Source organism: Desulfonatronovibrio magnus (assembly GCF_000934755.1).
In the GTDB taxonomy this organism is placed as follows: Bacteria; Desulfobacterota; Desulfovibrionia; order Desulfovibrionales; family Desulfonatronovibrionaceae; genus Desulfonatronovibrio; species Desulfonatronovibrio magnus.
Genome location: NZ_KN882175.1, coordinates 25,189 through 43,612 on the forward strand (window position 1 = coordinate 25,189; position 18,424 = coordinate 43,612).

General features: G+C 45.2%; 15 protein-coding genes. 7 read left to right on the forward strand and 8 right to left on the reverse strand.

Annotated elements, in window-relative coordinates:
• Positions 1–122: 122 nt before the first annotated feature.
• Complete coding sequence (locus tag LZ23_RS12115; RefSeq protein ID WP_045214571.1) at positions 123–2,660, reverse strand: PAS domain S-box protein; 2,538 nt, start codon at positions 2,658–2,660, stop codon at positions 123–125.
• A gap of 1,505 nt (positions 2,661–4,165) precedes the next feature.
• On the opposite strand from LZ23_RS12115, the gene LZ23_RS24700 reads away from it, so the two are divergent.
• The 4 genes from LZ23_RS24700 (at position 4,166) to LZ23_RS12135 (ending at position 6,270) form a co-directional block, all read left to right on the forward strand.
• Positions 4,166–4,324, forward strand: a complete 159-nt coding sequence (locus tag LZ23_RS24700) for a hypothetical protein (RefSeq protein WP_198145988.1) — start codon at positions 4,166–4,168, stop codon at positions 4,322–4,324.
• Between the two features lie 9 nt (positions 4,325–4,333).
• Positions 4,334–4,774 carry a LexA family protein gene (locus tag LZ23_RS12125; RefSeq protein WP_052507344.1) on the forward strand — a complete coding sequence of 147 codons (441 nt, stop codon included), beginning with the start codon at positions 4,334–4,336 and terminating at the stop codon, positions 4,772–4,774.
• A 270-nt stretch (positions 4,775–5,044) separates the two neighbouring features.
• Positions 5,045–5,692, forward strand: a complete 648-nt coding sequence (locus LZ23_RS12130; protein WP_052507345.1) for a cysteine hydrolase family protein — start codon at positions 5,045–5,047, stop codon at positions 5,690–5,692.
• A gap of 32 nt (positions 5,693–5,724) precedes the next feature.
• The gene (locus tag LZ23_RS12135) at positions 5,725–6,270 is read left to right on the forward strand and encodes a methyltransferase domain-containing protein (RefSeq protein ID WP_045214576.1); all 546 of its coding nucleotides are present in this window, start codon (positions 5,725–5,727) and stop codon (positions 6,268–6,270) included.
• Positions 6,271–6,342: 72 nt separating this feature from the next.
• Here the strand turns inward: LZ23_RS12135 and cydC are convergent, their stop codons facing one another.
• The 5 genes from cydC to LZ23_RS12160 form a co-directional block, all read right to left on the reverse strand.
• A complete protein-coding gene (cydC, locus tag LZ23_RS12140; protein WP_045214577.1) occupies positions 6,343–7,989 on the reverse strand; it encodes a thiol reductant ABC exporter subunit CydC in 1,647 nt (548 codons plus the stop codon).
• Between the two features lie 146 nt (positions 7,990–8,135).
• Positions 8,136–9,776 (reverse strand): thiol reductant ABC exporter subunit CydD, encoded by a 1,641-nt coding sequence (cydD, locus tag LZ23_RS12145; RefSeq protein ID WP_052507346.1) that lies wholly within the window; start codon positions 9,774–9,776, stop codon positions 8,136–8,138.
• A gap of 74 nt (positions 9,777–9,850) precedes the next feature.
• The gene (gene cydB / locus LZ23_RS12150) at positions 9,851–10,876 is read right to left on the reverse strand and encodes a cytochrome d ubiquinol oxidase subunit II (protein WP_045214579.1); all 1,026 of its coding nucleotides are present in this window, start codon (positions 10,874–10,876) and stop codon (positions 9,851–9,853) included.
• Between the two features lie 83 nt (positions 10,877–10,959).
• Complete coding sequence (locus LZ23_RS12155; RefSeq protein ID WP_045214581.1) at positions 10,960–12,282, reverse strand: cytochrome ubiquinol oxidase subunit I; 1,323 nt, start codon at positions 12,280–12,282, stop codon at positions 10,960–10,962.
• 15 nt (positions 12,283–12,297) lie between these two features.
• Positions 12,298–12,732 (reverse strand): RrF2 family transcriptional regulator, encoded by a 435-nt coding sequence (locus tag LZ23_RS12160; RefSeq protein WP_045214582.1) that lies wholly within the window; start codon positions 12,730–12,732, stop codon positions 12,298–12,300.
• A gap of 334 nt (positions 12,733–13,066) precedes the next feature.
• Between LZ23_RS12160 and LZ23_RS12165 the strand changes: the two genes are divergently transcribed.
• The 3 genes from LZ23_RS12165 to LZ23_RS22665 all read left to right on the forward strand — a co-directional run bounded on the left by LZ23_RS12165 (position 13,067) and on the right by LZ23_RS22665 (position 16,073).
• Complete coding sequence (locus LZ23_RS12165) at positions 13,067–13,513, forward strand: Fur family transcriptional regulator (protein WP_045214584.1); 447 nt, start codon at positions 13,067–13,069, stop codon at positions 13,511–13,513.
• A gap of 330 nt (positions 13,514–13,843) precedes the next feature.
• Positions 13,844–15,289 carry a catalase gene (locus LZ23_RS12170; RefSeq protein ID WP_045214586.1) on the forward strand — a complete coding sequence of 482 codons (1,446 nt, stop codon included), beginning with the start codon at positions 13,844–13,846 and terminating at the stop codon, positions 15,287–15,289.
• A gap of 364 nt (positions 15,290–15,653) precedes the next feature.
• The gene (locus LZ23_RS22665; protein ID WP_052507347.1) at positions 15,654–16,073 is read left to right on the forward strand and encodes a hypothetical protein; all 420 of its coding nucleotides are present in this window, start codon (positions 15,654–15,656) and stop codon (positions 16,071–16,073) included.
• A 512-nt stretch (positions 16,074–16,585) separates the two neighbouring features.
• Here the strand turns inward: LZ23_RS22665 and tgt are convergent.
• Entirely contained in the window at positions 16,586–17,695 is a 1,110-nt protein-coding gene (gene tgt / locus LZ23_RS12185) for a tRNA guanosine(34) transglycosylase Tgt (protein WP_045215407.1), read from the reverse strand.
• Between the two features lie 84 nt (positions 17,696–17,779).
• Positions 17,780–18,412: an endonuclease III gene (gene nth / locus LZ23_RS12190; protein ID WP_045214589.1), complete on the reverse strand. Its 633-nt coding sequence runs from the start codon at positions 18,410–18,412 to the stop codon at positions 17,780–17,782.
• Positions 18,413–18,424: the final 12 nt, after the last annotated feature.

Here is an 18,424-nt window from a genome sequence, read left to right on the forward strand (position 1 = left end):
CTCCAGCCACATTTTGAAGAAGCGGCTGGAGCCGCAAGAGAAAAACGTCCCCAGGCTGGAGCCTGGGAACGAGAGGTATAAGTTACTCGCAGGTTCGGTTACGGTCTGACTGGGTGAGACGCTTAAAACTTATCGCTCTTTGCCTGAGGGGGAGCATCAAGAATACTTCTTATCCTGGAGAGAATTTCATCCATCTGAAAAGGTTTACCCAGGAAACCCGCAGCTCCGGACTTTATGCTTTCACTGGCCATGCCAACGGTTGAGTATCCGCTGGCAATAAGAATTCTGGCCTTTGGATCCATTTCAAGAATTTCAGCCATTGCCTTGTGTCCTCCAATGCCGGGCATATTCAAGTCCAGTATGACCAGGTCGATGCTGCTTCCCCGGGAGGAGTAGACTTTCAGAGCCTGTTCACCACTGTCTGCAGTCAAAATATTATATCCATTGGTTTCCAGCATTTCCCTGGTAACCTCCCTGATATCCGGATCATCATCAACTACCAGAACTGTTTCCGAGTTGCCGCGAGCAGGGGACTCAATGCTGCTGACAATGAATTCATGCTTCACCTGGTCAGTAGTCGGCCAGAATATTTTAAAGGTTGTTCCCTGGTCTGGCTCGCTGTAGCAGTAAATATGGCCGTGATGCGCCTTGACAATTCCATACACTGAAGCCAGGCCAAGGCCTGTTCCCTTTCCAACTTCCTTTGTGGTGAAAAAAGGATCAAAAATGTGTTCCAATGACTCTTTATTGATTCCAATGCCGGAGTCAGAGACCTGCATCAGGACATACAAGCCGGGCTTAAGGCCGGAATGACCAGGTTCGTCAACTTTAAAATCGCTGGTGTCAATACTCAGCTTACCGCCCTGGGGCATGGCATCAGCCGCATTGCTGACAAGGTTGTATACCACCTGCTCTACTTGAGTAGGGTCTGCGTTAATAAACCTGGTGCTTTTGAGAGAAAGATTCAGGCTGATCATTTTCGGTATTGTGCTTTCCAGGATTTTCATGGCGTGGAGAATTTCCTGGTCCAGGTTCATGCCCTGCCTTTCAGTTTCAGCCTTGCGGCTGAACAGCAGAAGCTGTTTGACCATCCCTGAAGCTCGCTGCACTGATTTTTGCAGAGTTTTGATGCGTTTTATGTCAGGGTGATCAGCTTTCTTGCCTGTGGATAAAAGCTGAAGATTTCCGCCCATGGCATGTAAGAGGTTATTGAAATCGTGGGCAATACCTCCAGCCAGCATGCCTACTGATTCCATTTTCTGGGCCTGCAGAAGCTGGGAGTGCAGTCTTTCCTTTTCCTGTTCAGCAATTTTGCGATCAGTGATATCGACAAAAAAACCGCTGTAAATCTTTTCAAAGTTTGGATCCTGTTTTTCCCGCACATTGAGCGAAACCCAGAAAGTATCACCCTGGAGGCGTTTCCATTGAACCTCGTAGTTCAGTACATACCCCTGTTGACTCAGGATCTCCATGAGTCTTGTCCGGTCATCTTTTCTGACATAAAGCTGATCAGAAATGCTTTCAACCAGGGAAAGCATTTCAGCAGGACTGGAGTAGCCCGCCAGCCTGGCAAATTCAGGGTTTACTGAAAGAAATTTTCCTTTGGGATATGTCTGAAATATTCCAATGGGAGCATCTTCAAAAAGCTCCCGGTATTTTTCCTCGCTTTGTTTCAGAGCCAGAAGAGCGCTTTGACGTTCTGTTACATCCGTCAGGATGACAACCAGCATATCTCCTCCAGCTTTTAAACGAAATTCCGTATAAACCACTCTCCCGTCTTTGCAGGCTACTGGAAAAACAACCGGACTAATTTCTTTCTGGTCTGCCAAAGCTTCACCAACGGCATCTTTCCAGGATTTGTAGACTTTTTTTCTGAACTCAGGGTCAGGATAAGCATTGGGCCACCAGTCATCCAGGGTTTTCATGTCCTCAGGCTTGTATCCAAAGAGAGTCTCAATTTGTGGGCTTACGTATTTGCAATTGTCATCTTTATCAAGCACGATAATACCAACTGGAGCTACTTCTCCCAGCATTCTGAACCTGGTTTCACTCTGGCGCAGATCTTCCTGGCTTTTGTTCCTGGCCAGTCTTTTGACCATGAGCAGACCCAGGAAAGCTGTGCCTGCAGGGTAAATCAGCAGAATAGGCAAAATCAGACCTGTAAAGACTTCAGGCCGGATTTCTCTCGGCAGGCTTATCATAAAAAAAACCATGACTACATGTACTGTTAATCCCAACATGTATAGATTTTTCCAACTAAGTTCATGAAGGCCTTTATGAATGAATCTGCGCCATGCCAGACCTATAAGCCCTGAAGATGTAATGACCAGCAAGCCCATCCATACACCAGGGCCGCCTATGCTAAGACGATACCCAGCTGCCATGGCCATGGTTATGAGGGTGGGAATTGTTCCGAAAAAGAGTCCGGAAACAGCAATGAGGATGGAACGGGTATCAAACACAAGACCGGGAATGAACTCCCAGGAAGTGATCATAAGCACTATGCAGATCAGACCAAGGAACAATCCTGTTACGTATTTTCTTGCTGTGGTGGCCTCTGCCTTCCACCCTGGAGAAAAGGTGTCCAGAAGTAATACAGTTGCTACGAGTAATGCTGCATTCTGGATCATTCCTATAAAAGCCGGAGCCAGACTTTCCATGTCAGTTCCAAATCAGTGGTTTGGTGATTAGTAACTTACTCCTGAAACCCTGTCATAAAAAAACAAGAACATTTGCACCTCAAAGGCGCAAAGGACTCAAAGTTAAAGACAATAAGGAAGATATTTTTTGAAAACTGGGCATCGGTTTTCAAAAAGGCTGCCTTTTCATTTGCCGTTCCCCGGCAAATGAAAAAAACTTCTTTCTTTGCGTCCTTTGCGTCTTGAGTGAGTCTTCGAACGGGCGGTGAAAATATCTTTTTTTGGGTTGCGGGTACAACCCGCATTGGTAACTTACTCCTGAAACCCTGTCATAAAAAAGCAAGAAAGTTTGCACCTCAAAGGCGCAAAGGACTCAAAGATAAAGACAATAAAAAGGTTCTTGTTACAGAATTGAGGAGGTAAGTTACATATAGTTACTTTGGGTTAATACCCGATTATGACGGCTTGGAACGGCTTCCTGCCCGGAGGATTACAGCCCGGAGGGGGACTGTCCCTGGCTTCGGAACTGTCTCCAATTGACTTTTCAGAAACGCTTAATGCTCCCGCCTGAAATGTTGGTTTGACTATATTTTGTCAGGGAAATTATATCCACTCACATAAGTATACTCTGCAGGCGATTGTTACTCAATATGTTTACTATATAGCCAGAAAAAAAATTCCCTGCAACCAGTCTTTTGAGATGATTTTTTATTGACAACTCATTTACTTTTGTTAATGATTGTTTTTCAACGTTCACGCTTAATTAAAATCTCTCAAGCAGCCTTGGGTTTTGATTGCCTGCTGCACTATAGCAGACTCTGATGCTTTTTTTCGTCGTCTGTTTTTACATGGGTAAATATTTGTCTCTTTATATTTGCTGACACTTACATTGTCATCAAACACCTTATCTGTTTAACGCTTTTTTAAACATCAAAGGGACAGGTGCTCCGGAACCCATTTGAGCATAATTTTGCATGAAGAATAAGTCTTTTCTGGGCAAGCAAGACCCGGAAGAGCCAGTCCCCCTCCGGGCTGTATGCCTCCGGGCAGGAAGCCGTGCCACATGTAAAGGTTTAATCTAATGCGGGCTGTGCCCACAACCCAATTTAAACAAGAATAGTTAAGTTTGGGCGATAACCTTATTTTTCAGGTTGAAGGCTGAAGGTCGAAGGTCGAAGGCTGAAGGCTGAAGAATAAGGATCTTGGGCATCATTGCTCTTTCAAGATTAAATGAATTTCTTGTTTTTTTCTACAGGATTGAAAGGGTAAGTTACTAAGCTTTTTCCGCGACCTTGCACGAAAAAAGTGGCCCCTTCAAGGCAGCTTCAGGTAAACCTATGAATGACGGATTGAGCACGGGGACTGGCTCTCCCGGCATTTATTTTTCTAATTTGTTTCTTGCTCAATAAAAAATAAGTGCCGGGGTGCCTGTCCCCACAAACATGAAAGCAAGGATTTTTAACAACCAACATGTTTGTTTGAAATTTCCACTAAGCGCCTAATACATTTTTGAAGGAGAAAATGCCATGCAGGAAAGATTTTGCACATGCGGACATTTGGTTTATGTGGCTTATATTGTGACATCCAGGGGGATCTATCATCTGTTCAAACCCATGGCCCGGATGACAGAGCTAATGCGTTGTCCTTCCTGTGGACGCCCCATTAATATTGATGATCTCAGCTGATTTTTATATATGAAAAATAATGCCACTTGTCACAACCTGTTTGCAACTGATGATTTTTCAGAAGCTTTTGACCTGCCACAATTACTGGTGCATGTCCCTGCCGGATTTCCCTCCCCGGCAGATGACTACATGGACAAAAGTCTGGACCTCAATGCTTATCTGGTCAGCAATAAAGCTGCATCCTTTTTTGTTCGGGTTGCAGGGGATTCCATGGAGGGAGCCGGTATATTGAATGGTGACATATTACTGATTGACAGGTCTCTTGATCCTGCTCACAATAAAATAGTAGTCGCTATTCTCAATAACGAGCTGACGGTTAAAAAGATAAGATACAAGGGTAATCGGGTTTTTCTGATTGCGGATAACCCGGAATATCAGCCCATTGAAATTACCGAACATATGGAATGTGCCATCTGGGGTGTTGTTGCCGCTGTGATCAGAAAGCTCTGAAACACGGAATTCATTTTATATCCACATATCTCTTTGGGGCAGTGGTTTTCTAAACGACTGAAACCAAATATGCTACTAATGCGGGCTGTGCCCACAACCCAATTTAATCAAGAATAGTTAAGTTTGGGCGATAACCTTACTTTTCAGGCTAAAGGCTGAAGGCTGAAGAATAAGGATCTTGGGCATCATTGCTCTTTCAAGGTTATAAAAATTTCTTGTTTTTTTCTACAGGATTGAAACGGTAAATTATTACACAACGGAGAGATGAAAATGAAAGATACAGCTTTGCTGCTCATAGACATGCAAAATGAAGCATCATTCAACATAAAAGAAATGGATGAAGCATTGGACAAGGGCGCACTGGTACTTGCAGCCTGTCGTGAAAACAACATTCCAGTTCTTTATTCTCGACATACCCACAGACCGGACGGACTTGATGCGTCCATTTGTGAGCCCCTCCCGGAAAATGGGAATATCGCCTATTGCATTGACACAGATGCAGCCGAGATTAGTGCCAGGGTCAGACCATTGCCACATGAGCCGGTTATAGACAAGCATCGCTGGAGCAGCTTTTTTGCCACTGAACTAGATCTGCTTTTACGCAATCTTGAGGTAAAAAATATTATTGTTGGAGGCTTTGTGACAGACGGGTGCGTTTTGAATACGGTTTATGACGCTTTTTTCAGAAATTACCGTGTAATTCTGGTCAAAGATATGATGGCTGCCTCCAATACTACTGCGCATGCCTTCAGCATTATTAACATGGCTAATTGGGTGTATGGCATTACAATTTTAAGAGCGGACCAGGCTGTTAAAATGGTCAGCGGACAGAATTATCAAGCCTGGCAATGGACAGAGCCTGACCAGTTTCATCCGGAACCGAATGAAATTATGAAAGTATATGCAGAATTAGAGTAAAAAAGATTATCATGGCATAATATTTTAGTCCTATGAAATACAACCCACCATCAGACTATCTCATAAAACACTTAGAGCATATATGGCCCCTGAAAGTGTCAGGGTCTGTTCTGGATCTGGCTTGCGGAACAGGGAGTAATGGACTGTACCTGGCAGAAAAAGGGGCACGGGTTCATTTTTGGGACCAAAACAGTGAAAAGTTAGCACAGATCAAAAGAATTGCCCGATTAAAAGGATTTGATACGTCTTTTAAAAAGATTGATCTTGAAACAGGACAAGGCAGTGTTTTGCCTGAAGAATACTTCAGTCTTATTATGGTATTCAGATATCTGCACAGGCCTTTGATGCCTGAGATTAAAAATGCAGTTCTGCCAGGCGGAACAATCATTTACGAAACCTTTACAATCAGGCAGGCTCAGCTTGGGAAACCTTCCAACCCGGATTTTTTACTAAATGATGGTGAATTAAAAGAGTGGTTCAGCGACTGGGCTATACTTGACCATTATGAAGCAGAACTTTTGGATCCCATTAGATATATGGCCGGGATTATTGCCAGGAAGTCAAGCCCGGGAATATGAAATACCCCCGGAGGTGAACATATTTTTAATAAATACCTAATGCACCCTTTCCTGTCGTGACAGTTAATGACTTCATGCTCTGAAACTGATCACTTTGTCCATATATTTAAGCCCAGCCTGTCTGTGAGTGATGAGAATTACGGTCTTGCCCTGCATCACTTCAATTAGAGTTTTCCAGAGTTCGTCTTCAGTAGCAGGATCCAGTCCTTCAGTAGGTTCATCAAGAAAAAGTATCCTGGATTTTTTGAGCAGGGTTCTGGCAATGCTCAAACGCCTGCCCTGCCCACCGGACAGCCTGGTTCCAGCCTGGCCCACCAGAGTGTCAAGGCCATGGGGAAGTGAGCGGACATAGTCTTCAAGCTTTGCTGCGGCAAGGGCTGAGTAAAGCTGCTGGTCTGAAGCTTCAGGGTCAGCCAGCAGAAGATTTTCCCGGATGGTAGCATTAAACAGGTAAGTGTCCTGGGCCACAACCCCTATCCAGGAACGGATCCTCCAGGAATCATACTTGCCAAGCTCATTTCCCCCCAGGAAGATCTGCCCTTTGTCCGGGGCATAAAATTTTAGAAGCAGGTTAATAATGCTGGTCTTTCCTGATCCTGTCGGACCTGTAATCCCCAACTTCTGAGCAGATCCAACTGTAAAGCTCAAATCTTCATGCACTGGAACTGTTCTTCCTGGATAGACAAAGCTTACGTTTTTAAATTCAATGTCCCATTTATCAGGTTCGGGTATAATTGTCTGGGGTTCCCTGATGGCAGAAGGCTGGTTTATTATGGAGAACAGTCTTTCTGCAGATGCCCTGGTTCTGCCCCAGGCCTTTAGGGCTGATGGAAGCTGCTGCACGCCTTCAAAACTAAGAAGTGCCAGGACTGCCAGCATGGGCAGATTCTGGGGAGATAAGGCCCCGGACTCCACCAGGGGGATGGATATAATCAGGACACCCCACAGGGCCAGGCCTGTAAAAAATATCATACCCGACTCGGAAAGGGCTTCTATACGCACAAGCCCTGCCTGAATATTGGCCTGATTGCGATTTTCTTTCAATAGATGTTTTGCCATATTGCGGGTCTGACCAAAGACTATCAGCTCTTCTAAGCCTCTTGCCAGATCAACAGCAGTAGTGCGCATCAAAACAAGGGAATGAACCTGGCTCCTGCCTTTGATGAACCCTAAGTGCAGGGTTGCCAAGGGCAGAAGAGCACCAGCCAGAATCCACATCAGACAAAGATGCAGGGCCATGATCAGACTGAAGTTGAGGACAAAGACAAAAATCACGGACAGAACAAGAACAGCCGAAAGCACCGGAAGGACAAAGCGCAGATAAAATTCGTCCAGATTGTCAATGTCAGACTTGATCCTGGAAAAAATATCCGCACTGTGCAGGTCTTTGATGCCGGCCGGGGCAACAGGTTCCAGCTGTCTGAAAAACCAGACCCGAAGCCATGTCAGCAGCTTGAATGTGGCCTGGTGAGAAACGAGTCTTTCAGCGTATCTGCCAAGAGTACGCACTATGGCCAGGGTTCTGATCCCTCCTGCAGGCAGGTGGTAATTAAAGGGGACCCCGCTTATTCCAGCCAGGGCCATGCAGGCCAGAAACCAGGCTGCCACGCTTAAAAGTGCTGCATTGGCCAAAAGGGTAATGGCTGAGCAGACAACTCCGAGAAGCATCCACTTCCACTGGTTAAGCAATAGTTTGAGTAATGGTAAAAATACTTTCATGACATCTCTCCAGGCCCTGCCCCCTGCTCTCTAACCCCCGACCTCTGCCTTCTGACCTCTGACTTCTGCTTGCCCCGTGAAACAGCCCGAAGGCCTCCCTGTCGAAGACAGGGGTTTCACTGGGGACCTCTGACCCCAGCCCCCTGTCAGACTATCCGAACGATGTTGCGGGCCCTGGGAAGTATTTCCTCATCGTGAGCAACCATAATTACGCATCTCGTCCGAGCCATTTCCAGAATAGATTCATAAATCATATCTCTGACTTTTTTATCTAAGCCTGCACCAGGTTCGTCCAGAAGAATTAAGGGCGCATCCCGGATAAAGGTCCTGGCCAGGGCCACCCTTTGACGCTGTCCCCCTGACAGATGGGTTCCGTCCTCTCCGGCAATGGTTTCATATCCCTGGGGCAGAGATTCAATTTCACTGTGGACCCGGGCCTGGAAGGCAGCCTGATGAATCTCTTCAATGGATGCTGACTCCCGCCCTGTCCTGATATTGTCTGCAATGCTCCGGCTCAGCATGTGTGGTTTCTGGGGAAGATAGGCAATATGTTCCAGCCATGAGCCTTGGTCTAAACTGTGCAGATCCATCCTGTTCACCAGCACTTTTCCTGAGTCAGGTTTAATCAGTCCAAGAATCAGCCTCAAAATGGTTGTTTTTCCGTGCCCACTGGTCCCGATGAGACAGGTCAGGCCAGGACCGGGTGCCTGGAAGCTGAGATGGGAAATAATTTTTTGCCCCTCGGGGTATGTATAAGATATCTGGTCAAACTCAATTTCCACAGAGTCAAATTCAGCAATTATGGTTCCTGAGCCAGGGGCATGCTCGGGCAGATCAAAAAAAACAATGATTTTTTCTGCAGCAGAAACAGCAGACATTTTAGAATGAAAGTGGGTCCCAAGGTTTCTTAAAGGCAGGTAAAATTCAGGTGCCAGGATAAGAATAAAGAATGCGCTTCCAAAGAGCATATCGCCCCAGAGCAGTCTAAATCCAATAATTACCGCCACCACTGCCACACTGACAGTTGCCATGAACTCCAGAACCAATGAACTTAAAAAAGCAACCTTAAGAACAGACAATGTACTTTGGGCGTATTCAGTGGAAACTTTTTCCACAACTCTGGCCTCTCTTTTCCCGGCATTAAACATTTTCAGAGTTGTCAGTCCCTGGATGGCATCGAGAAATCTATGGCTCAGGCGGTTGATTTTCTCCCACTGCGCCTGACTGAGGGATTCTGCTTTTTTACCGATGACAATCATGAAAAAAGGGATGAACGGGGCGGTAAGAAGCAGAATCAGACCGGAAATCCAGTCCAGAGGAAAAATAAAAAATAAAATAGCCGCGGGAATCATGGCTGCCAGGGCCAGTTGGGGCAGGTAACCGGAAAAGTATCCATCTATAGATTCAACACCGTCAACAATGAGGTTGACCATTTCACCGGAAGATTTGAGGCTGGTGCTTACCGGATCCAGAGATTGCAGCTTGTTAAAAAGGATTTCCCGCACTGTTTGCTTTACTTTGACAGCAGCCAGGCCGGAAAAATATCTTGAGCACCAGATGAGCACTGCCCTGCAGACAATCAGCCCCAGAATAGCCCAAAGTTTGGGCATTACATCTACAAGCCCGTGATCATCGAAAATAACATTATGGACTATCCAGGCCAGGACAGATGCCTGAATTATGAGCAGAATGCCTGCAGCAACCCCCAGGCCTGTTGATAGAACAAGGCAGGTTGAGGCTGGCCTGATAAATCCTTGCAGCCACTTTTTTACTTTCAAGTCAGACAATTATTTTCCTGTTGTGAGGGACGAGCAAAATGTAAGTCCAGCCGGGCAGATTACCTGGCTGGACTTAAATGGGCTTAGTAAGCCTCTTCATATTCAAGGTCTTCCTGAGTGATTTTGTGGCCGAAACGTATGTGTACCCATGTCTGATAGGCAATAACCAGAGGTACAAAGGTCAGGGCCACTCCAAGCATGATCTGCAGGGTAAGAGTGCTGGATGCTGAATTGGCAATGGTCATGCTGTACGCCGGATCAATGGTGGATGGAAGGAGTTTTGGAAAAAGACCGATTATTCCAAACAGAGTTACTCCAATAATGCCTACGGCAGATGATGCCCAGGCCTTCCATTGCTCACCATTGTCCAGATATTTCCTGGTGAGAATCAGACCGGTAACAGGCAGAACCAGGACAATGAAAAGAGCCGGATTATTCATGTAGTTATCAAAAAGGTTGGTATAAAGAACACTAAGAGCGAGAAAAAGCACAACCATGGTCAACACAGCTCCCCACATCTTTCTGGCCAGGTTTGTAGCTCTTTTTTCCAGTTCTCCACTGCTTTTAACAGCGAGCCAGAGACTGCCGTGCATGGAAAACATGACCACAAAAAGCACACCTCCGGCCAGTCCGTATGGGTTGAGAAGAGTTAGAAGGTTGCCTTCATTGATCTGCTGGGCATTGAGGGGAATACCCATGAAGATGTTGGCAAAGGCCACCCCGAAAAGAAGGGCCGGCAGAAAACTGCCCAGTACATTACAGCCATCCCAGAACTTCCTCCATGAGTCGCTGTCTACTTTGCGTCTGAACTCATAGGACACGCCTCTGAAAATGAGTGCAAAAAGGAGCAGAAGCAAAGGAGTGTAAAGGCTGCTGAAAAGAACAGCGTAAGTTGCAGGAAAGGCTGCAAAGGTTACTCCCCCGGCTGTGACCAGCCAGACCTGATTACCGTCCCAGAAAGGGCCGGCAGCATTATAGATAATTCGTTTATCAGTCTCTCCCTGGGCCAGAAAAGGCATGTTCATGCCCAGTCCCAGGTCATATCCGTCAAGGGCGAAATAAACCGCCCATAATATTCCCCAGAGCAAAAACCAGGTGGTCTCAAGCATGGGTTACCTCCCAGTTAAAATGTTTGTTAAGAGCAAATATAATTGATTTGATACGGGTTAATAACTGTTCAATGTCTGTCATGTTATTCCTGAACTGCCGGTGCCGGTGCCGGTCCTTTGCGTCCGTATTTGGACAAAAGGAAAACACACAATGCCACCAGCAGTCCGTATATAGCCATGAAACCTGCAAGGGAACCAGCAACCTGGGCAGTAGTTATGCCCGGAGACACAGCTTCTGAAGTACGCATCATGCCATAAACAATCCAGGGCTGCCTGCCCATTTCAGCCACAATCCAGCCCAGCTGTACAGCGATATAAGGTAAAGGGATGATCCAGGGCAAGATTCTCAGCAGCAGAGGAGAATCCTCTGGAGTCTTGCGCTTGAACCAGACCCAGACAGCCAGTATGGGAAAAAGAAACCCAAGGGCAACCATGGTCCTGAAAGAAAGAAAAGTCGTCATTACAGGAGGATGGTCTTCTCTCGGAAAATCGTTGAGTCCTTTAACTTCTGCGTTAAAATCATGATAGGCCAGCATGGACAGACCTCCGGGAATGGGAAACAATTCAAGCCTGTTGCGCTGATTCGAAGGATCAGGAATAACCAGCAGATATTGAGGGGCCTGAGTTCTGGTTTCCCAGTGCGATTCCATGGCTGCCAGTTTTTCCGGCTGGTACTTGGCCACTGTGGCACCATGAGAATGCCCCTGAACAACTACAACTATGGCGAAAATCAGTGTAAAGGGAGCGGCAATACGAAAGGATTTCTTGAAGAAGTCAACATTACTCCCCTTTGCAATGTGATAGGCTGAAATGCCCAGTACAAAGAATCCGCTTAAAACATAGGACGCACTGAGGACATGGATGAACTGGTGCCATGCGAATTCATTGCTTATCAATGACATGAAGCTTCCAAGCTCAGCTCTTCCATCCCCAAAAACATACCCGACAGGATTCTGCATCCAGCCGTTGGCCATGATGATCCAGAAGGCTGAAAGGTTTGCTGCCAGCGCTACCAGCCAGATGGCAGCGTTGTGCATTTTAGGGGACAGTTTATTCCACCCGAAAATCCATACCCCGAGAAAGGTTGATTCCAGAAAAAAAGCCAGAGTAGCCTCAATGGCCAGCAAAGAACCAAAAATGTCGCCAACATAGGCTGAATACCTGGACCAGTTGGTTCCGAACTGAAATTCTAAGGCGATGCCGGTTACTGCTCCCAGAGCAAAGTTGATTAAAAAAAGTTTTCCCCAGAACTTGGCCATTCGCCGGTAGGTTTCATCCCCACTGCGCACGAACTTTAACTCCATGTAGGCTACCAATAGAGACAGGCCAAGGGTCAGAGGAACAAAAATGAAGTGGACGAAAGTAGTCATGGCAAACTGCAGCCGAGACAATAGCAAAACATCCATAAGCCTTCCCCTGTGTTAGATTGTTGAACAAGATTTATTTTCACATAGCTCTTCCCTGCCAAGCTGCTCAAAGTCAGCCTCGGCCAGGGTATCTCGAAGCCTCTGCCTTGCTTTCTGCCAGACTTGATGCACTCCACAAAAGGGAGATCTCGGGCAGGACTCAAAGCTCATTACACACTCATTAAGAAAAATTTCACCGTCCACTGCTTCAACCACCTGTAAAAGATTGATCTCTGAAGGGGGCCTGGTAAGCCTGTAGCCTCCTCTGGCTCCCTGGCGAATCTGGATAATTCCTGATTTGGCCAGGCTTTGGGCTACTTTGGATAAAAAAGCATCAGGCAGTCCCATAGCCTCAATGATTTCTTTTTTGGGCACGATCCTATCCCTGTCCTGCAGGGATAAATAAAGCACGCAACGTACAGCGTACTCTCCGGCTCTGGTCAGCATCATCTGTAAATAGACCTCCCTCAGTAAAGAGATAAATAAGATAAAATTAGTCCTAAATAAGAGGTCATTTATTGTCAATCACTTTTTTTAAAATTTTGTAATTGTTTTGCTCTTTGCATGTAGCACGTGGACAGAGACTCGCTCTTCCGGGACCTGCTTGCATCAGGGTCAGGCATTTATAAATGGGTTGATGGTCAAGTTGGTTCCGGAACGTCTGTCCTGCATTCCATAAAAATGGCTTGGACTATTTTCTACTGGGTAGACATAAATTCACATTTATACTTGACTGCAACAAAAATTTTGGATAATTATTCTTAACAAGGAATAATTATTTTTTATGCAAGATACCAGTCAACAATCCCGATTTCAGGAAATGGTTTCGCGTCTCAAACAGACCAATCACAGGATTACTCCTCAAAGGCTGGCTGTACTCGAGATACTGGCTTCAAGTCATAATCACCCGTCTGTTGATATGATTTATGAGCAGTTGAGAGACAGATTTCCCACCATGAGCATTGCCACTGTCTATAAAACCATTGCCATGCTCAAGGAAATCAATGAAGTCTTAGAACTTGGCTTTCCTGACGGGAGCAATCGCTATGACGGAACCAAACCCTTTTCACACCCGCATGTGGTGTGTACGCAATGCAAGGCCATTATGGACCCTGATTTAAGCCTTGTTCAGGACCTGACCAGGGAAGTAGTCAAGCAGACTGGGTTCACCATAACCGGAATCAGGCTGGACTTTTTTGGAGTGTGCGATAAATGTCAAAAAAGGACTTAATAAAGACTTTTCCTTTTAGTAACTTACAGCTACAATCGTGTAGTAAAAAAATAAGAAAATTTTAAACATTGACAAGACCAGTCAGGTCCAAAATCCGAATTCTTAAGTCTTAAGTCTTAAATCTGAAAAGTTAAGTTATCGCCACAACTTAACGCATCGGTTTTCAAAAAGGTTGCCTTTTCATTTGCCGTTCCCCGGCAAATGAAAACACTTCTTTCTTCCTTTGCGCCCTTTGCGTCTTGAGTGAGTCTTCGAACGGGCGGTTAAAATCTCTTTTTTTTTGGCTTGCGGGCACAGCCCGTATTAGTAATTTAACCAACGGAGGTATTTATGAGTAAAGCACCTAAACTTACAACATCAGCTGGAGCACCAGTCGCTGACAATCAGAACAGTTTAACCGCAGGGCCTCGTGGGCCTGTATTGATGCAGGATTATCAACTTCTGGAGAAACTTGCTCACCAGAACCGGGAAAGAATTCCCGAACGTGTAGTTCATGCCAAGGGATGGGGAGCACATGGCGTATTAACCATAACCCATGACATTACAAAATATTCCAAAGCAGATATTTTTTCTGAAATTGGCAAAAAAACAGAAATGCTGGCCAGATTTTCCACTGTAGCAGGAGAAATGGGAGCAGCAGACGCTGAAAGAGATGTTCGCGGCTTTGCGCTAAAGTTTTATACTGAACAAGGCAATTGGGATATGGTAGGTAATAATACTCCTGTTTTTTTCATTCGAGATGCATACAAGTTTCCTGACTTTATCCATACTCAGAAAAGACATCCTAAAACCAACCTCAGATCAGCCACTGCCATGTGGGATTTCTGGTCATTATCACCTGAATCACTGCACCAGGTTACCATTCTCATGTCTGACCGCGGTCTTCCTGTCGGGGTCCGCCATATCAACGGCTATGGTAGCCACACTTACAGCTTTATTAACGCTGATAATGAACGTTTCTGGGTTAAGTTTCACTTCAAAACCATGCAGGGACACAAGCACTGGACCAATGCCGAAGCTGCTGAAGTTGTAGGCAGAACAAGGGAGTCCACACAGGAAGACCTGTTTTATGCCATTGAAAAAGGCGACTTCCCCAAATGGAAGTTTCAGGTTCAGATTATGCCTGAGGCTGACGCAGAGAAAACACCCTACAACCCCTTTGACCTGACCAAAGTCTGGCCTCATGGTGACTATCCAGTAATGGATGTTGGAATACTTGAACTTAATCGCAACCCTGATAATTACTTTGCTGAAATTGAACAGGCCGCCTTTTCTCCATCTAATATTGTTCCAGGGATTGGTTTTTCTCCTGACAAAATGCTGCAGGCACGAATATTCTCTTATGCTGATGCCCACAGATACCGTTTAGGCACTCACTATGAAGCATTGCCTGTTAATGCTCCCAAGTGCCCAATGCATCATTATCATAAAGATGGTCAGATGCGCTTTTTTGCCAATAACCCAAACCCGGATGCCTACTATGAGCCAAACTCATTCGGCGGTCCGGAACAAAGCCCTGAATTTGCCGAGCCTCCATTAAAAATAAGCGGTGATGCAGATCGGTACGACCATCGTGAGGGCAATGATGACTATGCCCAACCCAGAGCACTGTTCAATCTTTTTGATCAGGATCAGAAAAACAGGCTATTTTCCAATATTGCTGAAGCAATGCAGGGTGTACCGGAAAATATTGTTGACAGGCAGTTAAAATTGTTTGAAAAGGTCGACGAAGCATATGCAGCTGGTGTCCGCAAGGCCTTAGACAAGCTCGCATAATAATAACTGATCGAGTACAAAGCATTCTAAACCTTTGCTATAAAAAACGGCGCTCCGGCACTCACCTTGAACTTTCAGGAACAATAACTGGATAGATGTATCCTGGTGAGTGCCGGAAGAGCCAGTACCCCTGCTGAATGCAAAGATAAACAGATCTGTTAATTTAAAAGTTTTAAAAACCTGGACAGTCATTTTTTTGTAATCATTTATTTTTATAATCTTTTTTGCCAGCTCAACATCTCTTTCAGGCCCTGCCAGGTATGTAGCCAATTACTTGCTTTTTATGTATCTCATCATGCGTTTTATTTCTTTCAACCACGAATATTGAACCCTAAAATAAATAAAAGGAGTCTACCGTTAGTCCATGATTTTTTCTCTCTTTGATATTTCAAGACAAACAGTTTACAACTATTTTAACCAGGAGGAAATGAAGTATTACTGGAAGACTGATATCAGGCAATACCTTGATCATGAAGGCAATCTGCATCCATGTATTACAAGATCCTCGATGATTATTGCCGGATATTTCGGACGTATCATTTCCGTTGCTACCCGCGTTGGAACGTTTGGTCCCTTCTGTACAGGCATAAGGTGCCGCAGACGTCCCCAAAGAAAAGCCTGCCACGGACGAATTGAAGTGGTTTACATTGATCACATGGGAGACGGGAGTATTTTCTGGCGCTGCCCCCTGTGCTCTGATAAAGGAAGGATCTATGGCTGGATAGGTTCATGTTGGGATGAAATGGATATGCAGACCAAATGCAGCTATTCTTTGAAAAACTAATCTCTCAAACGGCCTTATCTTACAACTTCAATCCTGCCTTACCCGAAAAGCAAATTAGAAGAAGAACCTCCTCACCCGGGCGGCCCGGGACCGAACTTGTGAGTAACTGAAAATGAGTCTCCTCTATGGACATTGGGACAGTCCCCGCGAGGTACTATAAAACAGATTGATGCTGCATTGGTTCCTGGAAGAAATTTGCTTCAATGGAAAAATTTACATAGCGAGGGACAGTCCCTGTGCCAGGCGCAAAGTTCTCATCTTTGACGGAACTTTTCTGGCAAATGTGCATCAATCATGAGCAAAAATCGTAAAAACTTGAAACAGCCTTAACGCGAGATTGCTTCGCTTCGCTCGCAACAAGGATTGCCGCGCTCGAAGGCTCGCTCGCAATGACACCTGAGTTGTCAGGGATGTGGTTGCTGAAAACCTGTCACCCACGAGGAGCCTAAGCGAACGAAGCAATCTGAATCTTCAACCTTCAACCTTCAGCCTTCAACCTCAGCCTTCAGCCTTCAGAGATCTCGGAATTTCGAAAGCAAACTGCTAAAATTCCCTTCTTTTATGGCTTGCCTGGCCATACTGGTCAATCTGACAAAAAAACGCAGATTATGGATGGAATTAAGTCTGTACGCCAGCAACTCTTTGGCCATGTATAGATGACGCAGGTAAGAACGGGAAAAATTAGTGCAGGTGTAACAATCGCATTCAGGATCAAGAGCAGTTGAGTCAGTTTTATATTCAGCTCTTTTAATATTTACCTGTCCAGCTGATGTATACAAGGTTCCATTTCGTGCGTTGCGGGTTGGCAAAACACAATCAAACATATCTATACCAGCGTTTATCCCTTCAAGAATATCCAAGGGCTTGCCCACTCCCATCAGATATCGTGGTTTGCGAACCGGCAAAAGTGGAGCTGAATAATACATTATGTCCAGCATCTCTTGTTTGCTTTCACCAACACTCAGACCTCCAAGCGCGTAACCGTCAAAAGGTATATCTGTGATCTGGCGCGCGCTCTCTGACCGGAGTTCATGGTGAAATCCTCCCTGAACTATTCCAAAAAGTAATTGCGGCCCCTTTCCAGGCGGATAAAAATCCCTGCATCTTCTGGCCCAGTCTGTAGTTAAACGCAAGGATCTGCTTGTATAGCCAAAATCAGCTCCATAAGGTACGCATTCATCTAAAACCATCATAATGCTTGAGCCGATGTTGTTCTGAATGGCAATTGCTTTTTCTGGAGTGAAAAAATGCCTTGAGCCGTCAATATGAGAAGCAAACTCCACACCATCAGAAGTAATCTTTCTAAGATCCGACAGACTGAAAACCTGGAATCCACCTGAGTCCGTCAAGATGGGTTTGTCCCAGTTCATAAATTTATGCAGCCCGCCAAATTGAGCCAGAAGCTCATCTCCAGGACGCAGATAAAGATGATAGGTATTGCTTAGAATAATTTGCGCACCAATGGCATTAAGATCCTGAGGGCACAGACTTTTAACTGTCCCCTGAGTTCCCACAGGCATGAACACAGGTGTCTTTACCACTCCGTGCAGTGTTGTTAACTGCCCTGCCCTGGCTTGACCATCCTCGTACTCTAAATTGAATTGACCTGAACTGTTATTGATCAAAATTATACTCTTTTATTTACCTTTGCATATATTTTGAGTCTTCTTGTTTTGTGTAAAAAAGACTGCAACAGCAAGTCCCTGTCACAGCCCTTTTCTTGGACAAATATCCGAAAGCTCACAAACAGCACAACCTGGTTTTCTCGCTGTACATACCTCTCGACCAAAAAATACAAGCATATGATTAAGATTGGCCCAGTCTTGTCTAACAAAAATATTCATCAGCTCTTTTTCAATGATGACCGGATTGGATGAGCTGGTAAAGCCCAACCTGAAAGCAATTCGCTTGACATGAGTATCAACGGCAATGCCTTCATTCAGACCAAAAGCTCCTGACAATACTATATTCGCTGTTTTTCTGGCTACTCCAGGAAGAACAAGCAAATCTTCCATGCTGGATGGAACCTTACCCTCGAATTTGGACACTATAATTTTTGCAGAAGCAATGATGTTTTTTGATTTATTACGGTAAAAACCGGCTGATCGAATAACCTCAGCAACCTGATCCAATGGGGCATGGGCCAGATCAACAGGTTCCGGCCATTTTCTGAAAAGCTCAGGCGTAATTTTATTCACTTGTTTGTCAGTACATTGAGCTGACAGAACAGTAGCAATCAGTAATTGCCATGGATTTTCCCAGTTCAGGGCGGTTTTAAGAACAGGATACCTTGTTTTGAGCCTGTTTAGAACCACTTCAGCTCTTGTGTTGATATTCACAGTATACGAAAT

Coding starts and splice junctions, on each gene's coding strand:
- LZ23_RS12130 (WP_052507345.1), top strand. CDS start 5,045: ATGAAAGATACAGCTTTGCTGCTCATAGACATGCAAAATGAAGCATCA.
- LZ23_RS12135 (WP_045214576.1), top strand. CDS start 5,725: ATGAAATACAACCCACCATCAGACTATCTCATAAAACACTTAGAGCAT.
- LZ23_RS12170 (WP_045214586.1), top strand. CDS start 13,844: ATGAGTAAAGCACCTAAACTTACAACATCAGCTGGAGCACCAGTCGCT.
- LZ23_RS12125 (WP_052507344.1), top strand. CDS start 4,334: ATGAAAAATAATGCCACTTGTCACAACCTGTTTGCAACTGATGATTTT.
- LZ23_RS24700 (WP_198145988.1), top strand. CDS start 4,166: ATGCAGGAAAGATTTTGCACATGCGGACATTTGGTTTATGTGGCTTAT.
- LZ23_RS12115 (WP_045214571.1), bottom strand. CDS start 2,660: ATGGAAAGTCTGGCTCCGGCTTTTATAGGAATGATCCAGAATGCAGCA.
- cydC (WP_045214577.1), bottom strand. CDS start 7,989: ATGAAAGTATTTTTACCATTACTCAAACTATTGCTTAACCAGTGGAAG.
- LZ23_RS22665 (WP_052507347.1), top strand. CDS start 15,654: ATGATTTTTTCTCTCTTTGATATTTCAAGACAAACAGTTTACAACTAT.
- cydB (WP_045214579.1), bottom strand. CDS start 10,876: ATGCTTGAGACCACCTGGTTTTTGCTCTGGGGAATATTATGGGCGGTT.
- LZ23_RS12165 (WP_045214584.1), top strand. CDS start 13,067: ATGCAAGATACCAGTCAACAATCCCGATTTCAGGAAATGGTTTCGCGT.
- LZ23_RS12155 (WP_045214581.1), bottom strand. CDS start 12,282: ATGGATGTTTTGCTATTGTCTCGGCTGCAGTTTGCCATGACTACTTTC.
- LZ23_RS12160 (WP_045214582.1), bottom strand. CDS start 12,732: ATGATGCTGACCAGAGCCGGAGAGTACGCTGTACGTTGCGTGCTTTAT.